16 protein-coding genes and 1 pseudogene are annotated in these 20,804 nt (G+C 36.2%); 13 read left to right on the top strand and 4 right to left on the bottom strand.

The window, feature by feature from the left end:
* Positions 1 to 2 precede the first annotated feature (2 nt).
* From A923_RS0101205 to A923_RS0101220, 4 genes are all read left to right on the top strand, one after another.
* A complete protein-coding gene (locus A923_RS0101205; protein WP_017219811.1) occupies positions 3 to 2,183 on the top strand; it encodes a hypothetical protein in 2,181 nt (726 codons plus the stop codon).
* Positions 2,180 to 2,686, top strand: a complete 507-nt coding sequence (locus A923_RS22590; protein WP_017219812.1) for a hypothetical protein — start codon at positions 2,180 to 2,182, stop codon at positions 2,684 to 2,686. Before A923_RS0101205 ends, A923_RS22590 begins: the two co-directional genes overlap by 4 nt.
* A 796-nt stretch (positions 2,687 to 3,482) precedes the next feature.
* Entirely contained in the window at positions 3,483 to 6,890 is a 3,408-nt protein-coding gene (locus tag A923_RS0101215; RefSeq protein WP_017219813.1) for an HD domain-containing protein, read from the top strand.
* Between the two features lie 278 nt (positions 6,891 to 7,168).
* Entirely contained in the window at positions 7,169 to 7,687 is a 519-nt protein-coding gene (locus A923_RS0101220) for a YgjP-like metallopeptidase domain-containing protein (RefSeq protein WP_026006002.1), read from the top strand.
* Positions 7,688 to 7,761: 74 nt separating this feature from the next.
* On the opposite strand, the gene A923_RS0101225 is transcribed toward A923_RS0101220, so the two are convergent.
* Positions 7,762 to 7,968, bottom strand: coding sequence for a helix-turn-helix domain-containing protein (locus A923_RS0101225; protein ID WP_017219815.1), 207 nt, complete (start codon positions 7,966 to 7,968; stop codon positions 7,762 to 7,764).
* 99 nt (positions 7,969 to 8,067) lie between these two features.
* Here A923_RS0101225 and A923_RS0101230 point away from each other — a divergent pair, with 99 nt between their 5' ends.
* Both A923_RS0101230 and A923_RS0101235 read left to right on the top strand, forming a co-directional pair.
* Positions 8,068 to 8,601 carry a hypothetical protein gene (locus tag A923_RS0101230; protein ID WP_033197509.1) on the top strand — a complete coding sequence of 178 codons (534 nt, stop codon included), beginning with the start codon at positions 8,068 to 8,070 and terminating at the stop codon, positions 8,599 to 8,601.
* 475 nt (positions 8,602 to 9,076) lie between these two features.
* Positions 9,077 to 9,517 (top strand): hypothetical protein, encoded by a 441-nt coding sequence (locus A923_RS0101235; RefSeq protein WP_157532728.1) that lies wholly within the window; start codon positions 9,077 to 9,079, stop codon positions 9,515 to 9,517.
* 69 nt (positions 9,518 to 9,586) lie between these two features.
* Here A923_RS0101235 and A923_RS0101240 read toward each other — a convergent pair whose 3' ends face one another.
* The gene (locus A923_RS0101240; RefSeq protein ID WP_017219818.1) at positions 9,587 to 12,490 is read right to left on the bottom strand and encodes an HD domain-containing protein; all 2,904 of its coding nucleotides are present in this window, start codon (positions 12,488 to 12,490) and stop codon (positions 9,587 to 9,589) included.
* 694 nt (positions 12,491 to 13,184) lie between these two features.
* Here A923_RS0101240 and A923_RS22690 point away from each other — a divergent pair.
* Positions 13,185 to 13,325 (top strand): annotated as a pseudogene (locus tag A923_RS22690) (metal-dependent hydrolase); the annotation flags it as partial.
* Between the two features lie 23 nt (positions 13,326 to 13,348).
* Here A923_RS22690 and A923_RS0101245 read toward each other — a convergent pair.
* Both A923_RS0101245 and A923_RS23295 read right to left on the bottom strand, forming a co-directional pair.
* On the bottom strand, positions 13,349 to 13,600 hold the full coding sequence (locus tag A923_RS0101245) for a hypothetical protein (RefSeq protein WP_017219819.1): 252 nt from the start codon (positions 13,598 to 13,600) through the stop codon (positions 13,349 to 13,351).
* A 24-nt stretch (positions 13,601 to 13,624) separates the two neighbouring features.
* Positions 13,625 to 14,167, bottom strand: a complete 543-nt coding sequence (locus A923_RS23295) for a type II secretion system protein (RefSeq protein WP_017219820.1) — start codon at positions 14,165 to 14,167, stop codon at positions 13,625 to 13,627.
* A 240-nt stretch (positions 14,168 to 14,407) separates the two neighbouring features.
* On the opposite strand from A923_RS23295, the gene A923_RS0101255 reads away from it, so the two are divergent.
* The 6 genes from A923_RS0101255 (at position 14,408) to A923_RS0101280 (ending at position 20,721) form a co-directional block, all read left to right on the top strand.
* Positions 14,408 to 16,960, top strand: coding sequence for an intermembrane phospholipid transport protein YdbH family protein (locus A923_RS0101255; protein ID WP_017219821.1), 2,553 nt, complete (start codon positions 14,408 to 14,410; stop codon positions 16,958 to 16,960).
* Between the two features lie 9 nt (positions 16,961 to 16,969).
* Positions 16,970 to 17,152, top strand: a complete 183-nt coding sequence (locus tag A923_RS0101260) for a YnbE family lipoprotein (RefSeq protein WP_017219822.1) — start codon at positions 16,970 to 16,972, stop codon at positions 17,150 to 17,152.
* Between the two features lie 17 nt (positions 17,153 to 17,169).
* A complete protein-coding gene (locus A923_RS0101265) occupies positions 17,170 to 17,490 on the top strand; it encodes a YdbL family probable chaperone protein (protein ID WP_017219823.1) in 321 nt (106 codons plus the stop codon).
* Positions 17,491 to 17,661: 171 nt separating this feature from the next.
* Positions 17,662 to 19,167, top strand: coding sequence for a thymidine phosphorylase family protein (locus tag A923_RS0101270; RefSeq protein ID WP_017219824.1), 1,506 nt, complete (start codon positions 17,662 to 17,664; stop codon positions 19,165 to 19,167).
* A gap of 2 nt (positions 19,168 to 19,169) precedes the next feature.
* On the top strand, positions 19,170 to 20,132 hold the full coding sequence (locus A923_RS0101275) for a ribose-phosphate diphosphokinase (RefSeq protein WP_017219825.1): 963 nt from the start codon (positions 19,170 to 19,172) through the stop codon (positions 20,130 to 20,132).
* A gap of 46 nt (positions 20,133 to 20,178) precedes the next feature.
* Positions 20,179 to 20,721: an acyloxyacyl hydrolase gene (locus A923_RS0101280; RefSeq protein ID WP_237716151.1), complete on the top strand. Its 543-nt coding sequence runs from the start codon at positions 20,179 to 20,181 to the stop codon at positions 20,719 to 20,721.
* The last annotated feature ends 83 nt before the right edge of the window (positions 20,722 to 20,804 follow it).

Here is a 20,804-nt window from a genome sequence, read left to right on the forward strand (position 1 = left end):
CTATGCTTAATCGTTTAATTAATGTAGTTTCGCTGATACCGAACTGTGAAGGCGCGAGAAAACTACTTGAACTCTGTGCTGATGGAAACTGGGAAGCCCTTAAAGGGATGCCAGTTTTTACAAAACCTGATGGCACTGTGATTGCTACATTTGAACAGAACAACTGGAAGACGAAAGGCCACCGTCCTGGTGTCCGCCTCGAGCCTGCTTATAATTTTAAGGACATACGAGGTCCGTTCAAAAAACAGTTACTGTGCGATTCACTAACAAATGAGCTTAAGGCAGCCGTTATCGCTTGGAACTACTACGACACACGTCTATGTACACATCAAAACCTTACTGGACATCTTCGCTACCTGCGGCATATGGCTTATGCATTGCAGAAGATGGGCATCAATACCTTTAATGGATTGGATGCGGATGTAATGCTGGAATTAATCGAATCAGGTTCATTTTCAGCTCATGATAACAAGACTTTTTGCTGCATTAATAGGGTTTGGGAGAACCAAGCAACGTTACCATATGACCTTCCTACTAAATTCGGACATGAGGCTCTAAACCTTGATGTTGCTAAAGCAAGAGGAAAGACCGTAATACCACTGAATCTCTATCTTAATTCATTAGTACGTCATAGTGAGTTCATCAGGGAGTGGTGGCCACATAGGGCCGAGATTAACCATGTTTTAACGAGGTTGCTGGCCACTGCACAATGTATGCGAGCAGATAAGTTGGATGATTTACGACATGCTAGAAGGCCATTTAATAGCATATTTTCTCAAAGGAGCATTGACCAAACGAATATAAAGTATGAGTTGAGTAAAGCTTTAGCCGAACAAGGAATGCGATTAGTTGATCATGGTGAAGGAGGGCAACGTTGGCTGGATTACATGCTTTGGAATCATCCAGGCATGCACATGTCGGCTAAGGAATACAATGATGGTTTGTTGGTGGTGGCAGGAAAAAGCTTTACTGTTGAAAATTTCAAGGCGTTAATCAGAAGTCTGAGTGAATCATGTATATATTTGTGTATGGCTTTATCTGGAATGCGTGGGGATGAATTGGTACACATGCACAGTGATTTTTGTGCTCAGCGACTAGAATTACCTACAGGCAGGAATAACGAAGTTGAAGAGTTATTTCTGCTTCATACTGGAACTAATAAAATTACGTTGCACTACAAAGGAACTAATGATGTATTCGTAACGACCAAGACGGGCTATGATGCGGCCCATCTGCTTAACTCGATCCATGAACCCTACAGGAAATATTTCCCTGCTGATCAAAGGCATTATTTTTTATCCTGTTTGGGAGGGTTTCTCCAAATTAATCCTGCATTGAGGATTCACAATTCGATAAAAACATTGAAGAACAAAGAAAGTGAATATTGGCGGGTATCAGATGAGGATCTAAGCATGCTGAAAAAAAGTGATCCCGATTGTTATGAGGTAAAACTGGGTGATATCTGGCCATTATCAGGGCATCAACTACGGCGTAGTCTTGCTTATTATCTTGTAGGGTTTGAGCTATGTGATTTTCCTCAGCTCAAGCAACAATTTAGCCATTTCAGTGTATTTATGACGATGTATTACGCGAGAAACGCAAGCTCCCTGAAAAACTGGTACCAAGAAGTTGAATCACAGCGTATTGATCAAAAGGCAGTTAAATACGCTCACATATTCAAGCGACTTGCTGATGGCCACCGACTTGCAGGGGGAAAAGGAAAGCAATTTCATCGTGATGCGCTCACAAATCCGATTGAGGAAAAATACAGTGATCGCCGAATGTCTGTGGAGTATTGGCGGGAAGAAATATCAGGAGGACGTGCTGACTTCCATGCTATCGCTCCCAATATGTATTGCACTAACCGAAACTGTGAACTTCGTATTGAAATCGACCTGTCGGAATGTGTGGATTGCGATTTTGATATCATAGAGGCTGCCACCTACGCAGAAGTTGCTCGACAGGAAGCTATGCGTCAACTAGTGCTCGCTGAAGATGAGGGATGGCTAGATGCTGGTCAGGTATCTCGAGACATTGTTCGCATTAAATCCGCTGAGAAAATCATGTCTGACTTGGACGTTCCTTACACGGCCTATACCTTGACTATAGCTGCAGAGAAACTGTTAATTCCAGTCAACGTCACAATGAATGATTCGGGTTTCAATGGGTGGGTATCCGTATGAATAAATATAAGAAGAAGACACTTACTCGTCGTGAAATAAAGCGCCTTGAAGCTTCAAAACGTTTTAAGGATGCACTTACTCGTTTACTGGATAGCCAAAAATTCGGTAGTCCGTTAACAACTGAAGTAGTGCCTCCGCCATACAAAATCAACTATCTTACAGTGGAACGAGAGGCCGGATTCTCAACCGGTGCGTTACGAAACTACCCTGAGATTAAGCAACTGATAGATTATGAATGCAATCCTGATAGAGATTTCGATAAACCTGATAAAGCTAACGAATATGCAGAATTAAAGTTTGCTAAGCAAGAAATTTTGGATCTAAAAAAGCGTTTGGTGTTAGAAAAACAGAAAATAAAATCAATAGAATTGTCATTGAGAAATAGCCATATTCAAAATAACGAGTTATTAATGGCACTGGATAAGGTGTTAACTCCTCAGCAACGACAAAAAATATACGCAGATAAAGTTACAGGCCTATTTGGTGTTAAGCACAACTTTTGAATATATTTAACGACTTCATGGAGCGTCCAGTAGGATTTGAAAGTATTGTGAATACTTTTTAATATTTACTTTTTTAGTAACCGCAAGTTTTCATTATCCAATCAAAATCACGGATTAAAATCGGTTTTAAAGGAGGTAAATAAGCGTTGTAGGTGACTTTTTCTTGAGTGCTTTTACTACTGTGCATAACGCATTTCAGGTCATTACGTGGTTGCCACAATACAAGCAGACAATTCCGTCAAAATCTGTAGCGTTATTAAGTGCAGTAAATTATGACACAGTGTGGTAATTGTTGTAACAATAGCCCGATAAATCGCTTCTTTAAAGCTTTAAAACAGAGTGGATGTCGACTAAATATTATTCAAGTTTAGATGATGCTAAAAGAGCGATTGCGAATTACATCACTGGATATTACAGCCGAGTTAGGCCGTATCAATACAACGGTGTTTTAACGCCAAATGAATCAGAACGAAGATACTGGTTAGAATACAAAACCGCAGCCCAAATTAGTTGACCGCTAAAGTTGTACTTATAAAGTAAAGGGCTGTAATCTAACCTATTGAAATTAAGCTGTGTTTTGTCGTTTTTTTAGTCAATTCGGTGGCAGAATCAAGGATGTTATAAACTGCCAGTCCTAATCTGTCGATGTGTAATTCAAGCTGTAATAATGGACTTAAACCCTAGTTACCATATGCGTATTATACTCACAATTTCAAGTGTATTTTTCCGTAGCATCCAAAGATTGATGATCTACTGTATTTAATAATAAAATATAAAGTACCAAAATAGGATTAAGATGAAAATAATTGAACGGCTTGAAGAAACATGTAAAGAAAACGAATCTACAATCCTACCGTTATACCAGTTAGCCGTCGGGTTGACTCAAGAGATTAGTGATCATCTTAAACGAGTTATTACTGTTCTTACCGAATTCGATAATCATGATGCAGATCATAGTAATAAAGTTATTGAAAATATTGAAAAATTACTTGGTGATGAAGTAATAAAAAAACTATCTAGTTATGAATTATTTTTTATCTATATGTCATCATTCTTACATGATTGTGGGATGGCTCCTTCTGACTGGGAAATTAAACTATTAAAAATGACAGAAGGATTTGGCCATTTTAATAATGATTCATCATCAATTCACCATGATTTAAAAAAGCCATATAGTTTTTCTGAAGCTATAAGGTTTATTGAAGATAAAGAAAAAATATTATGTGGTGACTTTAACACTACAATTGAATGGCTATTCGCCGCAAATAATAAAGAAGAATTTATAGAAGATCTAGCAAGTGTTTTTATTGATTATCAACAGTTCCGGAATGGTTATCGAGATGCAATTACTGCTATCAAAAATACAGATGAATTTTGTAAACTAAACAATGAAATAAGAATAAATTTTATAAGAGTCAATCATCATAAACGATCAGAAGTATACACTAAAAACTTGGGCTCATATTTTTCTACCATTTTAGGGAAAAATACATGGGGAAATAAAATAGCGAAGGATCTTAGTTGTATTTGTCGGTCTCATGGTGAAAACATAGAGTATTTAGACACTCTTAAAACTGATGCAAGATATTTTGGATCAGAAACTACAAATCTTCAGTTTGTTTCTATGATGCTCAGATTAGGGGATGTGATTCATTTCAGTAGTGATAGAGCTCCTATGTCTATAAGTAGGAGTAAAGTTTATGAATCTGAATTCAGCTTTCAGCAGTGGGCTATAAAAGAACAAGGTGTAAACTACAGCATTGATCATGGAGCTATTAGCTTTAACGCATATTGTGAAAATCCTGATTATTACTTTAAGTTGCATAATTACATAGACTGGATTGATAGTGAAATTCAACATTACTTTATGTACGTAAGAAAGTGGGAGGATGAATACAAATTTTTTCTATCAGAGAAAGTGGATAGAAATGCAATTACAAACGATGAAGACACCTTTCTTCCAATGAGGGGGCTAAGTTTTAAATTAAATCAAAGAAAAATTATTGAGTTATTAATGGGCGTTGGCTTATATAAAGATAAATATTCTTGTCTTAGAGAATTATATCAAAACTCATTAGATGCCTGTAGAACATTGCAATCAATGATTTCTGAAAATAATAGAAAGCATCATTGTAAAGTAGAGTTTGGATTGTGCGATAAACCAGAAGGTATATATTTATATTGTCATGATGATGGTATTGGTATGTCAAAAAATATCATTGAGAAATATTTGTTGAACATCGGAAACTCATATTACAAGTCAACGGATTTTTACAAAGAACAAGCTGATTGGCAAGATAATTTTTCACCTACGTCTCAGTTTGGAATAGGTATATTGTCTTGTTTTATGATAGCTGAAAAAATAGAGATCGTAACAAAGAAAATAGAGGGTGAAGTCATTTCATGCGTTATAGATGGTCCGCATGAAAACTTTTACTATAAAAAAAGTTCTAGAATTGATAAAGAATTAATTGGAAGTTCAGGCACTGTAGTTCGTATTTTATTAAAAGGAGATATTGCTAATGAATTAGGCAATGATCCAATAGAAAAAGAGTATTTATTTGCGTTAGGGAAAATGCATGATAATGGAATGTTAAGTAAGCTCGACATTGTATTTAATGAAAAATTAGCCATGTGGGAAAAAAGCCTTTTAAAAAAAGTAAATGATATAGTTTGCCAGCCATTTGAATATATAAATGTTTTTGTTAAAGACAACGATAATAATTCATCTGAAATTTATGGTAAACCTTATATGTTTAAATGCAAGGATGAGGACGCTTTATTTGTTGATAACCATTTTGTTAAATCTAGAATTAGTATGGCTGCCAAACCAGCATTCTCAGAAGTTAGTAAGGATGTTGAAAGTTACAATATAAAAATTGATAGGGAACAGTTTAATTTTAATATGGTATTAATACTACCAAGGAAAAATTTTAAGTTTAATGCAGATGCTATAAATATAATACCAATTATAAAGAAAAATAATATGGCAATTGATGGTGTCAGTGTTTCTAGTAATTTGAGGTTAAATTCAGATTTTGATAACTTTGAATTTCTTACCGGAATAGGTTTTCTAAATTTTATTGGTGAAGAGCGACCTCAACTATCTGTTGATAGAATATCTATAACTTCTTGGCCTCAAGGATTCGATGATAAATTACGTGATTTCATACCTGAATGTATTGGTTTAATTATAAATAAAGTAGAGGAGCATATAAATAACCACTCAATAGATATTAAAAGTAAAGAGTGTGACTTAATATTGAATAGTTTAATGAGTAAATTTAAGTCTTATAACAAAGAGTTGATTTTGAAGTTGATTGAATCTAAAAACTTAAAGAATTACATGCCAAATTTCTTAGGGTTAATAAACAAAAATATATCAATAAATGAACTTTTTTACTCTAGTGATTTATCATTTAAATCTATTAATAATTATAAACTAGATATCATCACGACTGATTTAATATACAACAAACTGTTTAGTGCAGAAAATATTTCTGTTGAAAGAGATGGAACAGTTAAAGTGACTAGTAAAGTATCAAATAGAATTGTAGTCATTAAAAATGAACGGTTTAAGGATCGCTGTATATTGTTTCCTGCTGATAAATGGATCGTTGATGATAGTCAATATGATATAATTTCTAGTATTTTACCTATAGTGCCTAAAAAAACGTGTGATGTATTAAAAAAACATACATTCGGTAAAAATAAAAAAGAAATGTATTATGAAACAAGTTGTTACTCAAATGGTATAGCTGCTTTTTTTGAACAAGATCCTTTGCTGATAGATGAAAGTAAAGGAATGTACACTGTAGACGAAAATTTTTATGGAGAGCGTCCTTCTTTGGTGCAAAATTTTGAAAGGAGACGTGCTAATTTTCATTTAAATGAATTAAATAGTTGGGAAAATAATAATTTAGATAAGACACGGAATGTTCTTTACATATATATTTCATCTAGAGAACTTACTCAAGCAGAGATATTATCGCTAAACGAAGTAGAGGATGAAGCCTACAAAAAAGGAGTAGAAGAGGGCTGGAGCATACTTTTAACAGGTATGAATGATTGTAATTCCACGATTAAACCTGGGAAGCATGACCGTCAAAAACTAGTTGATCTATTACCTATATCATTTTGGGATAAGCATGAGAGTAAAGAGTTTAAATTTTTAGATGGAACTGAAATGAAAATAAGTCAATAAAATTATTTTTAGGCTTAGATATAATATGCTAAGCCTGATTTCTATCAGATGTTTAAAATATTTATTTTCTATTTTAAACATTTACTATTCTCTGCGGTTATCATTAAATACTTAGCTTAATTTCACCATAAATTTTTTAAGGCTACTTGTATATTAATATTTAAGGTTGAATAGATCTTCTTTTCTATAACCGAATGGTATAATTACCTTACTATCAGTTTTAGAGTTGATCAGGTAAAATAGACTCACCTTAATATTCACAGCAACGATCTACAACGATGTCTAGCACTCAATCTTTAAACCTTAAATACCTTTCATCGTACTCATCTGAAGTTCAAAGCCAGGTCAGAATGATGATAGAGAAAGATAAGTTAGGTCAATTTTTACTGAAAAAATACCCTTATAAACATAAGGTAAGTAATGATAAGCAATTACGTGAATACGTTATGGAACTTAAGAATAGCTATCTAAAAAAGTCATCACCAATCAGTAAAATTGTGTTCGACCCAAAGATACACGTCGTCAATAATGCACTTGGCTTACACACGTTCATATCTAGAGTTCAGGGCAATAAGTTGAAGAGTAAAAATGAAATTCGTATCAGTGAAATTTTTAAGAGTTGTCCTGAACCATTCTTACAAATGATTGTGGTGCATGAGCTAAGTCATGTCAGATTTAAGGATCACGACAAAGCTTTCTATAAGTTATGCGAACATATGTTGCCAGATTATCATCAGTTAGAGTTTGAAATGCGTTTATATCTTACTCAAGTGGAGCTTAAAGGTAAAATTTACTAAGAAGTATTAATTTGAAACGTAGAGTTGGTTAGGCGGGATATTACATGCTAGGACTTAACTTACTCGCGTATTACCTAAGGTAATAAAACTTTAGCGTCACAATCTAAAACATCTGCAATTTCAAATAGCTTTTCAAGCGTGATGTTCACTTCACCTCGCTCAATTCGTCCAATATAAGAACGGTCTATATCAGCTAGTAATGCAAGCTTATCTTGGGATATGCAGGCTTCTTTTCGCTTCTGTTTAATTTTCAATCCAACAAAAATAGCTAAGTCATTCATTTTAAATCATTCTAAAAATGAAAGACTATCCGCTCTTGTAAGGATAAAAACAACGGATTATAATCCGCATTTATATTGGTTAAATTTTTGGACTTAAAAGTGTTACCTAAAAAACCGTTGAAAGTTACGCAAGTAATCTATGAAATATTTATTCATGACAATTTAGATCATTTTACTGTTAGTCAGCTTAAAGAGTCGTACACAACGAAAGTTGGTGATATTGACCCTGTATATGCTCGTAAAACGGTCTATCGGCAAATATTACGGTTACAGAAGCTTGGTATGCTATCTAAGGCTGAATCAAGCAGTGTGAGAGAGCATGCTTACCATAAGACTGCATTGTTTTATCAAATTGGCCTAATACCTAAGGATAAAAATGAAATCGATTATTCACTTACTATTTCTGATGAAAATTCATCTACAGAAACATTATTAGAAGATCGTTTAAAGAAGAGGGAAGTTGATCTTATAACAAGTCTTGCGGAATCTGAAGAGTACATGAATTTATTTGAATCACTTCCTGAATTACAAGATGAACTTCAGTCCAATTATTTACGTTCTAGAGAGTGTAGTTCAAAGCTATTAGGGCAGATTAAAGCAATCAAAAGTATTATAGCCACCCGAAATAAATAGTTTGTTTGAATTGCTTTAAATGTTGTAAATACATCAATATTTATATGATTCTGTGTTGAGTCGTTTGAATATGAAAAATATGACTATGGAGTAGTGTATGCCAAAGAGCCCGTATCGAATGCAGGTATAGTTAACCAAGAACTAGAGCTAGTGTTTTAAGTACTGTCACAGCGTTAGATTTTACTTTCTCGTTATCTCCAACAGAGTCACTCATGCTGACCAATTTGATCTCAAGGATTGGTACTATATCGGATGTGATAACAAACAATCATTAGCTCGTCCATTAAGATTAAAAAGAATGTAATATCTGTTTAAATGGGTAACGCGTAAGCGTAAAGATATATTTAGTTGTACTATTTATTTGTATTTTTTAGTTGATTTTGTTATGTTTCATATATTTAAGTGGGTGTTTGTGCGCGTTATAAATTGTCAAAGTTCGAAACCAAAGGCTACGAACGAAGAGTTACATATACAGTTGACTGTAGAACGTTATAAATTTATTCTGGAAAAAATAAAATATTTAGATACACAATTTAATGTGAATTTATCTAATTTAAAGAAAATTAGTATTGCATTAATCGGTGTGATAATTTCATCTATCGCGGCTTTAAAAGATAATAAAATATCATTGGAATTAACTGAGTTTACTATAGAAGTAAGCTCTCTTATTTTAGTCTTTTCTTGTATTTTTTTTATTATCATGACTGATGCGATCAAGAAATCTTGGGTTGATTACCGATTTGATGAGGTTAATCTATTAAATAAAGTTTCATGTGATTTAGGACGAAAATATCCTTCTGGGAAATGGAAACTACACTGGTCTGAAACTCATTTTTTGCTAGGTGTTATGTTATGGGGAAGTCTTAATTTTTTTCTATTCTATAATTCTAAAAGCTTAATTTTAAATATGATTTAAAACTATTATTAAACTCTGATGGGGATTGAAAATCCACACTATTTATAAATTAATAATGTGGATTCAGTTTTACGTATTCATTATGTTTTTTATATATGTTGTAAAACGTTCGTATTCACTAATTATTTCTTCTTTAGTTGTTTCCGGTTTTTTCCTATTTTTATATACCCATGCAACAAGATGGTCAAAATTGTAATGTGCAAAGGAGTCGTCGCCAGATTTAAATGGTAAAATCATACAGTTCAATTCAGGATAGTAAACCTGATAAAGAATATGATGATGTAAACCTTCACAAAACCCAATTTTATTATCTTTAACGGCTAATTTATCAAATTCATTTGGGCAAATCATAGACATTCTCGGCCATCTATTTAGATTATTAATTCCAATTCTTAATACTTCTTTAATAACTGAATTATTGATAATGCATGTTTTAGTATGAGTGTATTTAATTTTAACTTCACGTATGTTTTCTTTATGTTCGAAATCAATTTCGACACCTTCAAAATGCTTTGGTAGTAAATATTTACACAAAAACTTAATTATTTGGTTTGAATGAGTTACATCAACTGTAATGTGATATTTATCATTATTTGATGTGATTATTGTTTCAGTTCTTTCACGTGCTCTTTCATGTGTCCTAATAGTTAAATGACACTCAGAACTTGTAATTATATCTGTTGTTGTAATGTTGTCTTGAATAACTAGTGATGGAAGAGTATTGTATTTAAAATCTTCAGTGTTGAAATAGGCTGGTTCGTGACAAGTGATAATAAATGCATTCATAAACTGGATGTCATCATTTGAAAATTTACTATCTCGTTCGAGTTTTTTCATAAAGTCAATTAAGGCATGATTAATCATGCTGTTTATTTCACTTTCTTTATCTTTTTTTATTTTATTTCGATTAATTTCTAAAATATCACTAGCTTTCAGTCCTAATATATCTATGCTGAAATGACAAAAATGAGAACTTAAAGTGGTTTCTAATGGTTGGCCTTTAAAAAACAATTGTGACTCATATTTCCCATTAACGAAAATATTACTATTTTCAGGCGAAGTCAAAACAATTCGAAGTCCAGAGCTATGATAAAATCCCATATTGTTAAATTCAATATGATCTAAAGTTATAGGGTCACCATCAAAAATTAAACTAACTGGTATATAACTATTTTTAGAAAATCTTTTTACTTCACTTATTAAATTCAATATCTCAATATTTAATGGCTTTTCTTCAATAAAATCATAGCTTTGTATTTCTGATGTGATAATTCTATCGCTTAAGGAATATGAAAAATGAGATGGAACTTTATCATTTTCAATATTAAAATTAATCAAAGTTCCCACTTCGAACTTGTAACTTTCCATTTCTTTTTTAATGAATATATTGCCCAATTTAGACTTATTGGGATCGTCCATTTTAACCGTAATAGCGTCACCATTATAGAAATTCTTTGATAGAATTGTCACGCTATCCGTTATCAAATATATACTTTGAAAACCGATGCCAAAAGCACCTGATGGTTGTAACCATAGAGGCATCGAATTTATTAACTTTCGTTTTTTTAAATCTTTATTCGATGACCCTATTTTTTGTAGGTAGGTGAGTCCGCTTTTGTCTATACCCATGCCTTTATCTTGAATCTTAATGTTCCAACCGATAGTTTTTTCGTTGGAATTTCCTCTTTCAATATTGATATCAATTTTATAGTTATTTTTTAAAATTTCATTTATTTCGTTTGATGGTTCAGAGAAACTAATATTGTTATATTTTCCTAGAATATCTTTATCGATCCATAATTTTAGAAGTGTAGAGTCAGCTGCGTTTTGTAGAATTTCTCTTATACATTGAAATGGCTTTTCATAGAGACCTGCACCCTGTAACAGATCAAACATTTTATCTTCATCAACTTCAAATTTAGGGGGGCGGTCACGACTTAATAATTCATAGTCTTTAAGTTGGATGTCTAGGTATCCGATTGTGGGTAATAGCCCCATTTTTTTGCTTGGAACAATATCATCCCAATGCATCATTTGTTGATTAATTTCTTGTTCGAGGTATGCAAACCAACTCGCTGTTGCTGCGTATCCTTCATATGTTTCGCAAATAGCCCGAACTTCGATTCTATTTTGATCCATGCGGAAATGTTCAATCGACATATGTTTTTCAATATGAGCATGTGTTGAAGAAGGGAGCGTACCAGCAGTTTTCAGCATAACAGGACAAAATCTATTATCATCCAAATCTAGCAAATCACCCAATCTCAACAAACATGCTATATACCTCGGGTGCGCATTATCGTTCCCAAAGCCAACCTCTTTTTTAGGTAACAATTTTACATCATCGAATGAGTAACCATGATGGGCGCTAACAGCTCCTAAAACTTTAAATAACCGAGTAGGTAGTAGTTCATTTCTTGGACTACTTAGACCAATTTCAAGCCAAGGGTTTTTAACGATCGCTTCAGCTCTAGGTGCGTGCTTTTTACGGTAAAAATCGGCTAATAATATTCTTATGTCTTCGAATGTATCTAATGGCCACTGAGAGTGATTAAAAATTTTTTCACAGTTAGAATCTTTATATTTTTTTCCGACTAAGTGCAGTTCATGGGCTTCGTCTGTAGCAATTAGAAGTAGATAGTCATTAAATTCAGGAGTATCCCAATCTTCTCGTATTTTATTCATTGGTATAACCATGCCAATATCATGACAAAAAGCAGCCTCAAGAATTAACCACAGATCTGTAGCTGAAAGGCTATTTATATTTTCCGCGCCCAAAATACGTTCAATATTTGTCACTATTTGATTTGAATGTGAAGCATCATGAAGACTGTAATGTGGAAATGTTTGACTTACATTATTAAGCGCTTTTGAAATTAATTGTTCATCAAAAGTCCATTGCGCCCAAAGAGTGTTTAGTGAAGGATCAGCGTCACACAACTCTTTTAGTCTGTTTTTAATGATTGATGCCATTCTAGCTCCAGCTATTGAAATGTGAAATTATCAAATAAAGGCTTATTATACCATTGAAATTAAATGATTTTATTACTTGGTATCATAATTTTTAATATGAATACTTTAATTAAATGTAATTATTAGATAATTAGGAGGTCTTTTCTTTACATGAGTAAACAAAGCTCTGACTTACTTTTGGATATGTGAGTCAAGAAATACTTAGATTAGTAGTCAAATGATATTATTTATAGAAAATCCCCTGGGAGTATGGTTGGCCATTATTTTTAAATGGCTTGTAGGTATAAGGTGTAAAACATTAAGTATGAATTGAAATCGTTCTACTGTTAAAGCCAAACTCAAGCAGAGTTAAAGATCAAGAAAAATTTTTCTATAAGCTATAGCAACATATGTTGGCATAATACTTTTTTAGTGAAAACCTAAAATGTGTTTATACCTTACTCAAGTGGAGCTTGAAGGTAAAATTCATTAATTAGGGAGTATCTTATTTTGATCTTGGAGTCTATCGCTAGGTATGAAATGGAGTGCCTTAGCGATGTAGTAAATTGTTTTTCGTTATTATGATTAAATTTAAAAATTAATCATAAATGACTCTCGAGATATAAACATCATTATAATACACATTAAGTCTTTGATTTTAAATTTATTACGTCTAATTAATCATGTTTTTTATCAAAATACTATGCAAGGGTAGCTTTCTCACGTACGGGAGAAAAACCACGATAAGGCATTTTACAAGCTTTGCGAGCATATGCTGCCTGATTATCACCAGTTCGAATTTGAAATGCGCTTGTATTTAACTCAGGTGGAGTTTAGAGGTGAGATTTATAACTAAGTGGATTTATTCTTACTCAGTTATTATTTCATTGTTACTTTACCGCCGACCATTTTGTAAGCCGGTGTGCCTCGTACCAAGGTATCTCTGGCAAACACTTGCTCACATTTAGGGCAAGTGCACGGTGTGTTGCAATAGTCTGTGACGATACGCTCTTTAAAGCATTTCACTAAACTTCCTTTACCGCCTTTACGGTATTTAAACAGCAGTGCTTTGCACTTACTACAAAATATCTCAACAGTTTGCGTTGGACCTTTCTTATTTGGTTTTGCCATTGTTTACGACTACTCTGTTACGAATCAAATATCACATGCAGTAGGTATTATATCACCTGTGTATTGCTTACACACAGTACCTTCGCCACTCATGTAATAAGTAATACCAACTTCTGGATATTGATATTCACAACGCATACGAGAATTATCCGCTTTTGCATAATGCGTTATTTGAATTAAGGCTTTCGGATCGTTACCTGTTAGTGGCTTAATTACGCTCTTCTCTCCTTCAATCAATGTATTCCATATAGCCTCACAAAATTGAGGTGCTGTTGAAGTTGGGAAATGTAATATTTGAGATGTAATAGCCTCATGAAAGTCAATGCTGTAATAACCTATAGGAGAACTAGGTTCGTTAAATCTCAAATTACCAGGGCGCCCCTCTAATTCATGTTTAGCGCTAATCACATCAATCCCGCTCTTTAATGCGCCTGAAAAACCGCTTAATGTAGCTCTTTCTGCATCATTTCGTAAATTGAGAAACTTAGGCACTGCTGTTGCCGCTAATATGCCTAAGACGATAATGACAATGACTAATTCGATGAGAGTAAAACCGCGATGCTTCATGCTAATACTTTAGAGTTATTCTGGTGTGGTGATATTACCTAAATGTGACATGGTGTTAAAGTATTGTGTTTGATTAATAAGGCTCTTAGTATTAATCAATAAGCATAGATATTAATGCATAAAATATTATATTTAGTGTTTATCAATACTGTACGCAGAATGAGCAACTTGATTTGATTACACTTGTAGTTCAGGATACTAAATTAGATAGACAGTTATATTTATAAGGATTATTTTTTAATGTCGACACCGCAGCAAACAAAAAAAGCATCATTTCATCTAAGACGTTGGATCTTAGGTGTCTCGACATTAATGATGTTAAGTGTTGCCGTGGCCTCTGTTTATCGTGAAAGCATTATTATTAAAGTGAGCAATAATTTAGCTAAAAACTACGGCATTAAAGTCGAACAGTTAACCGGTTTAGTAATGAAGTTTGATCTTAAGCAGCCTTGGTTTATTGACAGCATCGCGTTAGCTAACGTGGATTTAAGCCTTGATTATTTGCAGTTTCAGCAAGCGACTCAAGCTCAAACGGTAGACACCGACTCGAAAACCACAGCCACCGCGCTGGTTATTCCCACATTACCTGATTGGATACCCGATCTCCACATTACTAATATCACGGTGCGGGGTGATAATTTACCTGACTTCGCCGCGGATAAATTAGAGTCTTGGTCAAGCCTTAAGCTAAATACCTTGGATGTTAAAAATATTGTTTATCGCTATAACAATGTAGACCCTGAATTTGGATTTTCTGTGTGGCAGCAAGAACTGCAATTACTGACTGCCGAGTTTAATTACAGCGCTGGCCAGCTTAATGACAAAAGCAATGACCGAGACCGTCACAAGCAACTCAACGGAACATTGATCACTGACTTAGCGAAAACTAAGCCAATCATGGATCTATTCTTACCTGAGCTTAATGGTTTGCTGTCCGGCTCGGTTAAAGTAGACATCGCGCTCAATCCAGAAAAGGTTGATCGTATTGCAGTGGCTATTTCACTTAACGATGTAGGGCTTTATGAGCAACAACAAGCAGTCATTACCAACACCAATTTAACCTTAACGACGGCGTTAACCTTAGGTGACAACGGTTGGTTAGCTGATGCTGCCGATTTAAACTTGGTTAATGTAGATCCTATTACTGTTTCCGCCGATAACTGTGCTCTATTTGATTCGTTATTTAAAATGGCAAACGCAGTGTGCCAACCTTTTCAGCAGAGCGATTCATTAACGCTAACGCCAATCATCATAACGCCACAATTACCGTTATCTTTACAGTTGAGCATACAAGACCGAAATATAGATACCTGGCAGGTTGCAGCGAAACAACTCGGTGCGACGGTACACATGTCGGAAAATAGATTTGCGCTACAAGTGAACCAACTGTTACTTACCCCAGGATCTTGGCAAGGCAGTTGGGCTATTTCAGCTGCGGGTAATAGCCGATTTTTCAGTGCGGTTGATGGGTTAGAACCAATGCCGGTACAAGTGGCTGGGAAAGGGGTTGTGGAATTCAACCCGACAAGTACAGCGCTACAAACTAAGTTACTCGTTAATCAAGCAAGCATAACAGCGCAACAGTTTAAATATACCGACATGTCGAGTGACAATATGACGGTTAAATTATTGACGCCTACCAGGATTAACATCAAGGATAATAAAGTGTCATCCTTTACGAGTGCTTTCGAAACCATCTTAGATAACAGCCAATATCAACAAACCTATAAAATAAATACACTAACCGCGCAGCATAAAGCCAGTTTTAGCACGAAGAGCATCGTGTTGAATTCTGATTGGCAACTCGATGATGCACTGCTAAAAAGTGAAAACACCGTGAGTTTGTTAGAACTCAAGCCAATTAAAGCCGAAGGTTACTGGCAGTTACCAATACAAAATATCCCGTCGTTAATGACCGATGTATATCCTTTACCTAAAGGGTTAACGCTATCTGCGCAGATAACAAACAAGCTTAACTACACACTAAATTTAGCTACACAAAAACCTTACTTGGCGGCTAATATTAGCGGTGAGTTAACGGCTGATAGTGCGCATTTCAATGACATTAGCGCCGCACAACTGAAAACCAGTTGGCGCTGTAATATGGATAGTACCAACGCTGATATTTCGGCATCATTAATGGCTAAGTGCACAATTGATAGCAATGTAGCAGCCGTCAATATGGGGCCTGTGGTTGAAAACATAGCCGTGTCAGGTTTGGTATCGTTAACGAATGGACAATTTCAAGTGGCTGTTGATAATGCCTCGGCCGATATTTTTTCAGGTCAGGTCTCGGTTTTACCCTTGTTAATTACCGATTTTGAGCATATTGTTGGTCAGATACAGGTTCGCAATCTATCTTTACCAGAGGCTGTTGAATTATATCAAGTTCCGGGTGTGAAAGTGACCGGATTATTAAAGGCTGATTTACCGTTTGTGCTGCAAGGGTCCGCGGTATCGATAACCGATGGTGTAATCGAGGGGCAAGGTCAGGGCGGTATCATTCAAATTAAAGATAACGTCACTATCGACCAGTTAAAGCTGACGCAACCGCAATTACGTTATGCGTTAGATCTGTTGGAAAATTTGCATTATGAGCGTTTATACAGTGCTGTGGACTTTAAACCGAGCGGTGAAACTAAGTTATTGATTAGTATTAAAGGTCGCAACCCAAGTGTCGAGCGCCCCATTGAATTTAATTATTCACATGAAGAAAATATATTACAGCTATTTCGTAGTTTAAGAATTAATGATTCGATGTATGATGCACTGGATAAAATGAATAACCCATAAGGATATAATATGAAAGCACTGTTATTTAGTGCAAGTTTACTTGTACTTATTGCTGGTTGTACCCCAACAGTACAGCTTGCCGTTCCCGATAAACCGATAGTGATTAATTTAAATGTAAAAATTGATCATGAAATCAAAGTAAAAGTTGATAAAGAGCTAGATGATGTATTTAGCGATGACGAGTTATTCTAGCCAAAATGGAGCTTACAATGAAAAGAATTTTTTCAACCTTGATTATTTTATTTGCGATGTCTTTTTCGGTACAAGCAATTGATTTACAATCCGCAAAACAAGCTGGGTTAGTTGGCGAGCAAGTTAATGGCTACCTTGGGGCTGTAAAGCCAAGTAGTGAAGTCAACGCGTTAATTAAAGAAGTGAATGATAAACGTAAAGCTAAATATCAAGAGCTAGCAACTAAGCATAATGTGACCGTTCAGGCTATCTCTGCACGCGCAGCGAAAAAAGCCATGTCAATGACAGACAAAGGTCAGTTTATTGAATCTGCTCCAGGGCAGTGGAAAAAGAAATAGCGACAACATAATTACGTTAAAAATAATAAGCCCTACCGTGATGTATAAATAACATTATGGTGGGGCTTTTTCGTTTTTGCCGTGGAATAACGTGCTTATTTCTAAGTAAGGCATAACTTCATTTTAAGGCTATTCTTAGTGGGAGATTAGAGACTGGCAGAATGAGCGAATATGGCTAAAAAACAACAACTGACGGTATACGATATGGGCATAGATACCCATCAAGAACCAGTTGTATACATGAGAAATGATTGTCATATATGCCTAGCAGAAGGCTTAATGGCAAGCTCCCGAGTGCTGGTCATCTCCGGTTGCGAGCATATCATCGCGACACTTAACGTCGTTGAACAACACGTCCTGCCTGTCCAACATATCGGTTTCTCTTTGGTCACCTTACAGCGGCTTGGTGTCGTTAGTGGCGAAAAAGTACAAGTCAAACACGCACCTGTGGTGTTATCAACAAGCGCCGTTCGGAAAAAGATCTATGGGCATGAACTAAGCGAAGCTGATATTCGCTCTATCGTGGTAGATATCAGAGACCATCGCTATAGTGATATTGAAATCACCAGTTTTTTATGTGCTTGTGCTGGTAATAATTTGAGTGCCGCCGAGATCGTATCCTTGACCCGCATGATGGTCGATAGTGGTAAACGATTAAGTTGGCCCCTGCATACCAATGTCTATGATAAACACTGTGTGGGTGGTTTGCCTGGCAATAGAACGACCCCCTTAGTAGTGGCAATAGCCAGTGCTGCTGGTTTGATTATTCCTAAAACGTCTTCACGCGCAATCACTTCGCCAGCAGGTACCGCTGATACCATGGAGGTGTTGATGAAGGTGGATCTTGATCTTGAACAGATCCAAGCGGTTGTTGAGCGCACCGGGGCTTGTCTCGTATGGGGCGGTGCGGTGAGTTTAAGCCCAATTGATGAAATCTTAATACGTATTGAAAGCGCCTTAAATCTCGATGGTGAGGGACAGTTAATTGCATCGGTATTATCGAAGAAAATTGCCGCTGGCTCGACTCATGTGCTCATTGATATTCCGGTTGGAGACACCGCTAAAATTAGAACTCAGGCTGATGGCGAGCGCTTAGCCGATTTATTTGTTGAAGTCGGCACGACACTCGGACTCGGAATACGTTGTGTTATTAGCGATGGCAGTCATCCGATTGGTCGTGGCATCGGCCCCGCAGAAGAAGCGCGTGATGTGCTCGCGGTACTGCAGTTAGATGACCAAGCACCACAAGATCTACGCTCACGTTCGTTAACATTATCTGCTGAATTACTCAACTTTGCGCATGGTTATGGGCTTGATTTAGCTTTGCAGGTAGCGACCGAAATACTTGATAGTGGCCAGGCGTGGCAACAGTTCCAACGTATTGTTGCTGCGCAAGGTGGTGGGAAAGACATACCGCAAGCAAATCATCATCGTATTGAATATGCCAAACGTAATGGGCGGGTTCGCAGTATTGATAACCGCCGGCTGGCGCGATTGGCAAAATTAGCGGGTGCACCGAAAGAACAAGGTGCGGGTATTCGCTTGCATGTTGATGTGGGTGATAAGGTGTTAAAAGGTATGCCGTTGTTTACTTTATTTTCCGATACTTTAGGGCAGCGTGATTACGCATTAGGTTACTTTAACGATAATCGTGATTTGTTTGAGATAGGAGAATGAGTATGGCCACTGTTATGAATAGTACAATGGATGTGGAATTGACACCGGCTATTTTATTCGCGCTAAATGAGCATCCCCTACAGAGTCAATTATGTCAGCGATTACCTGCAGTGAATGGACAGCACAGCACAAGACGGTTTCCTGATGGCGAGTCTTATTTGCGTATTGATACAGCAGTGCAAGATAGGCACTGTATCGTGTTGGCGGATCTTGCTTATCCAGATGATAAATTTCTCTCGTTGATATTTTTAGTGGCCACATTACGTGAGTTGGGCGCAGCATCTGTGGGACTTGTTGCACCTTATTTGTGTTACATGCGCCAGGATAAACGTTTCTCTGCTGGCGAGGCCGTTACCTCGCGTATTTTTGCCAGCCAATTATCATCACAAATAGACTGGTTAGTTACTGTTGATCCGCATTTACACCGCTACCACGCACTTGATGAAATTTATACGATCCCTAGCAAGGTTGTGCATGCTGCGCCGTTATTATCACAATGGTTACTCAGTCAAAAGGCAATGTTATTAGTTGGCCCTGATGCTGAAAGTGAGCAGTGGGTTTCACAGGTTGCAAGTATTTGTCATCATCCTTATGTTGTCGGCAGCAAGCAGCGTCTAGGCGATACAAATGTCATTGTTTCCTTGCCAGATTTAAGTAATTTTAAAGACTATACTGCGGTGATCATCGATGACGTAATTGCCAGTGGCCAGACTGTCGTAAAATGCATCGACGCGTTACATAAGCAGGGCGTTAAACACATTTTTTGTGCTTCGGTGCATGGTATTTTTGTTGATGGTGTTGATAAGGTATTGCTAGAAAAGGGGGTGAGTCAGTTAATTACTACGAATTCAATCCCACACGCTTCTAACATGCTAGATCTGAGTGATATTTTAGTGGCACCGATTAATCAGAGTATCGCATTGTTAGCCAGTGCTGTGAATTGCAATACAATAAGTGGTAGCTAAGAAATTGACAATAAACGGCTTTTTCATATTTTGTGGCTTAGTATGTTTGATATTACTCATCGTTATTAATTCGGTGAATGCTGCATCAAAGGTTGATGAGGCTGGAACCCATCTGCCATTAATCGCTGAGTTCCGTGGTGGTATATTAGTGCATAATATTGGACCGATCGCCCCTGATGAAGAACACGGTGTTGATGTTAATATGGAATTACATTTTCAATCACCCAAATTTCTCAGTGCACTCGGCGAGCCTAAGCCTTTTGTAGGCACGACAATTAATACTGAGGGTGATACCAGTTTTCTTTATACCGGTTTCATGTGGGACTTTGATATAACAGAGTCCTTCTTTGCTAGTCTCGGTCTCGGGATGACAGTGCATAATGGTAATAGTGGTGTGGTAGAGGAAGGCGATGGGCTGACAACGCTTGGGTGCTGGTGGTTGTTCAGGGAGTCTCTTGAATTCGGCTATAAATTGGACAAGCAGGTGTCAATTGCTGTGCTTTGGGATCACGTATCACATGGGGAGCTCTGCAGTGACCGAAATAGCGGCATGGATAATATGGGACTCAGGTTGCATTACCAATTTTAACGGTAAAAAAGCCCTGCGATGATGAAGTATTCCATCGTCACAGGGCTTTTTTATATCATGTACTTAAGACTATGTGATTAACA

The sequence above is a fragment of the Moritella dasanensis ArB 0140 genome (assembly GCF_000276805.1).
Classification (GTDB): Bacteria; Pseudomonadota; Gammaproteobacteria; order Enterobacterales; family Moritellaceae; genus Moritella; species Moritella dasanensis.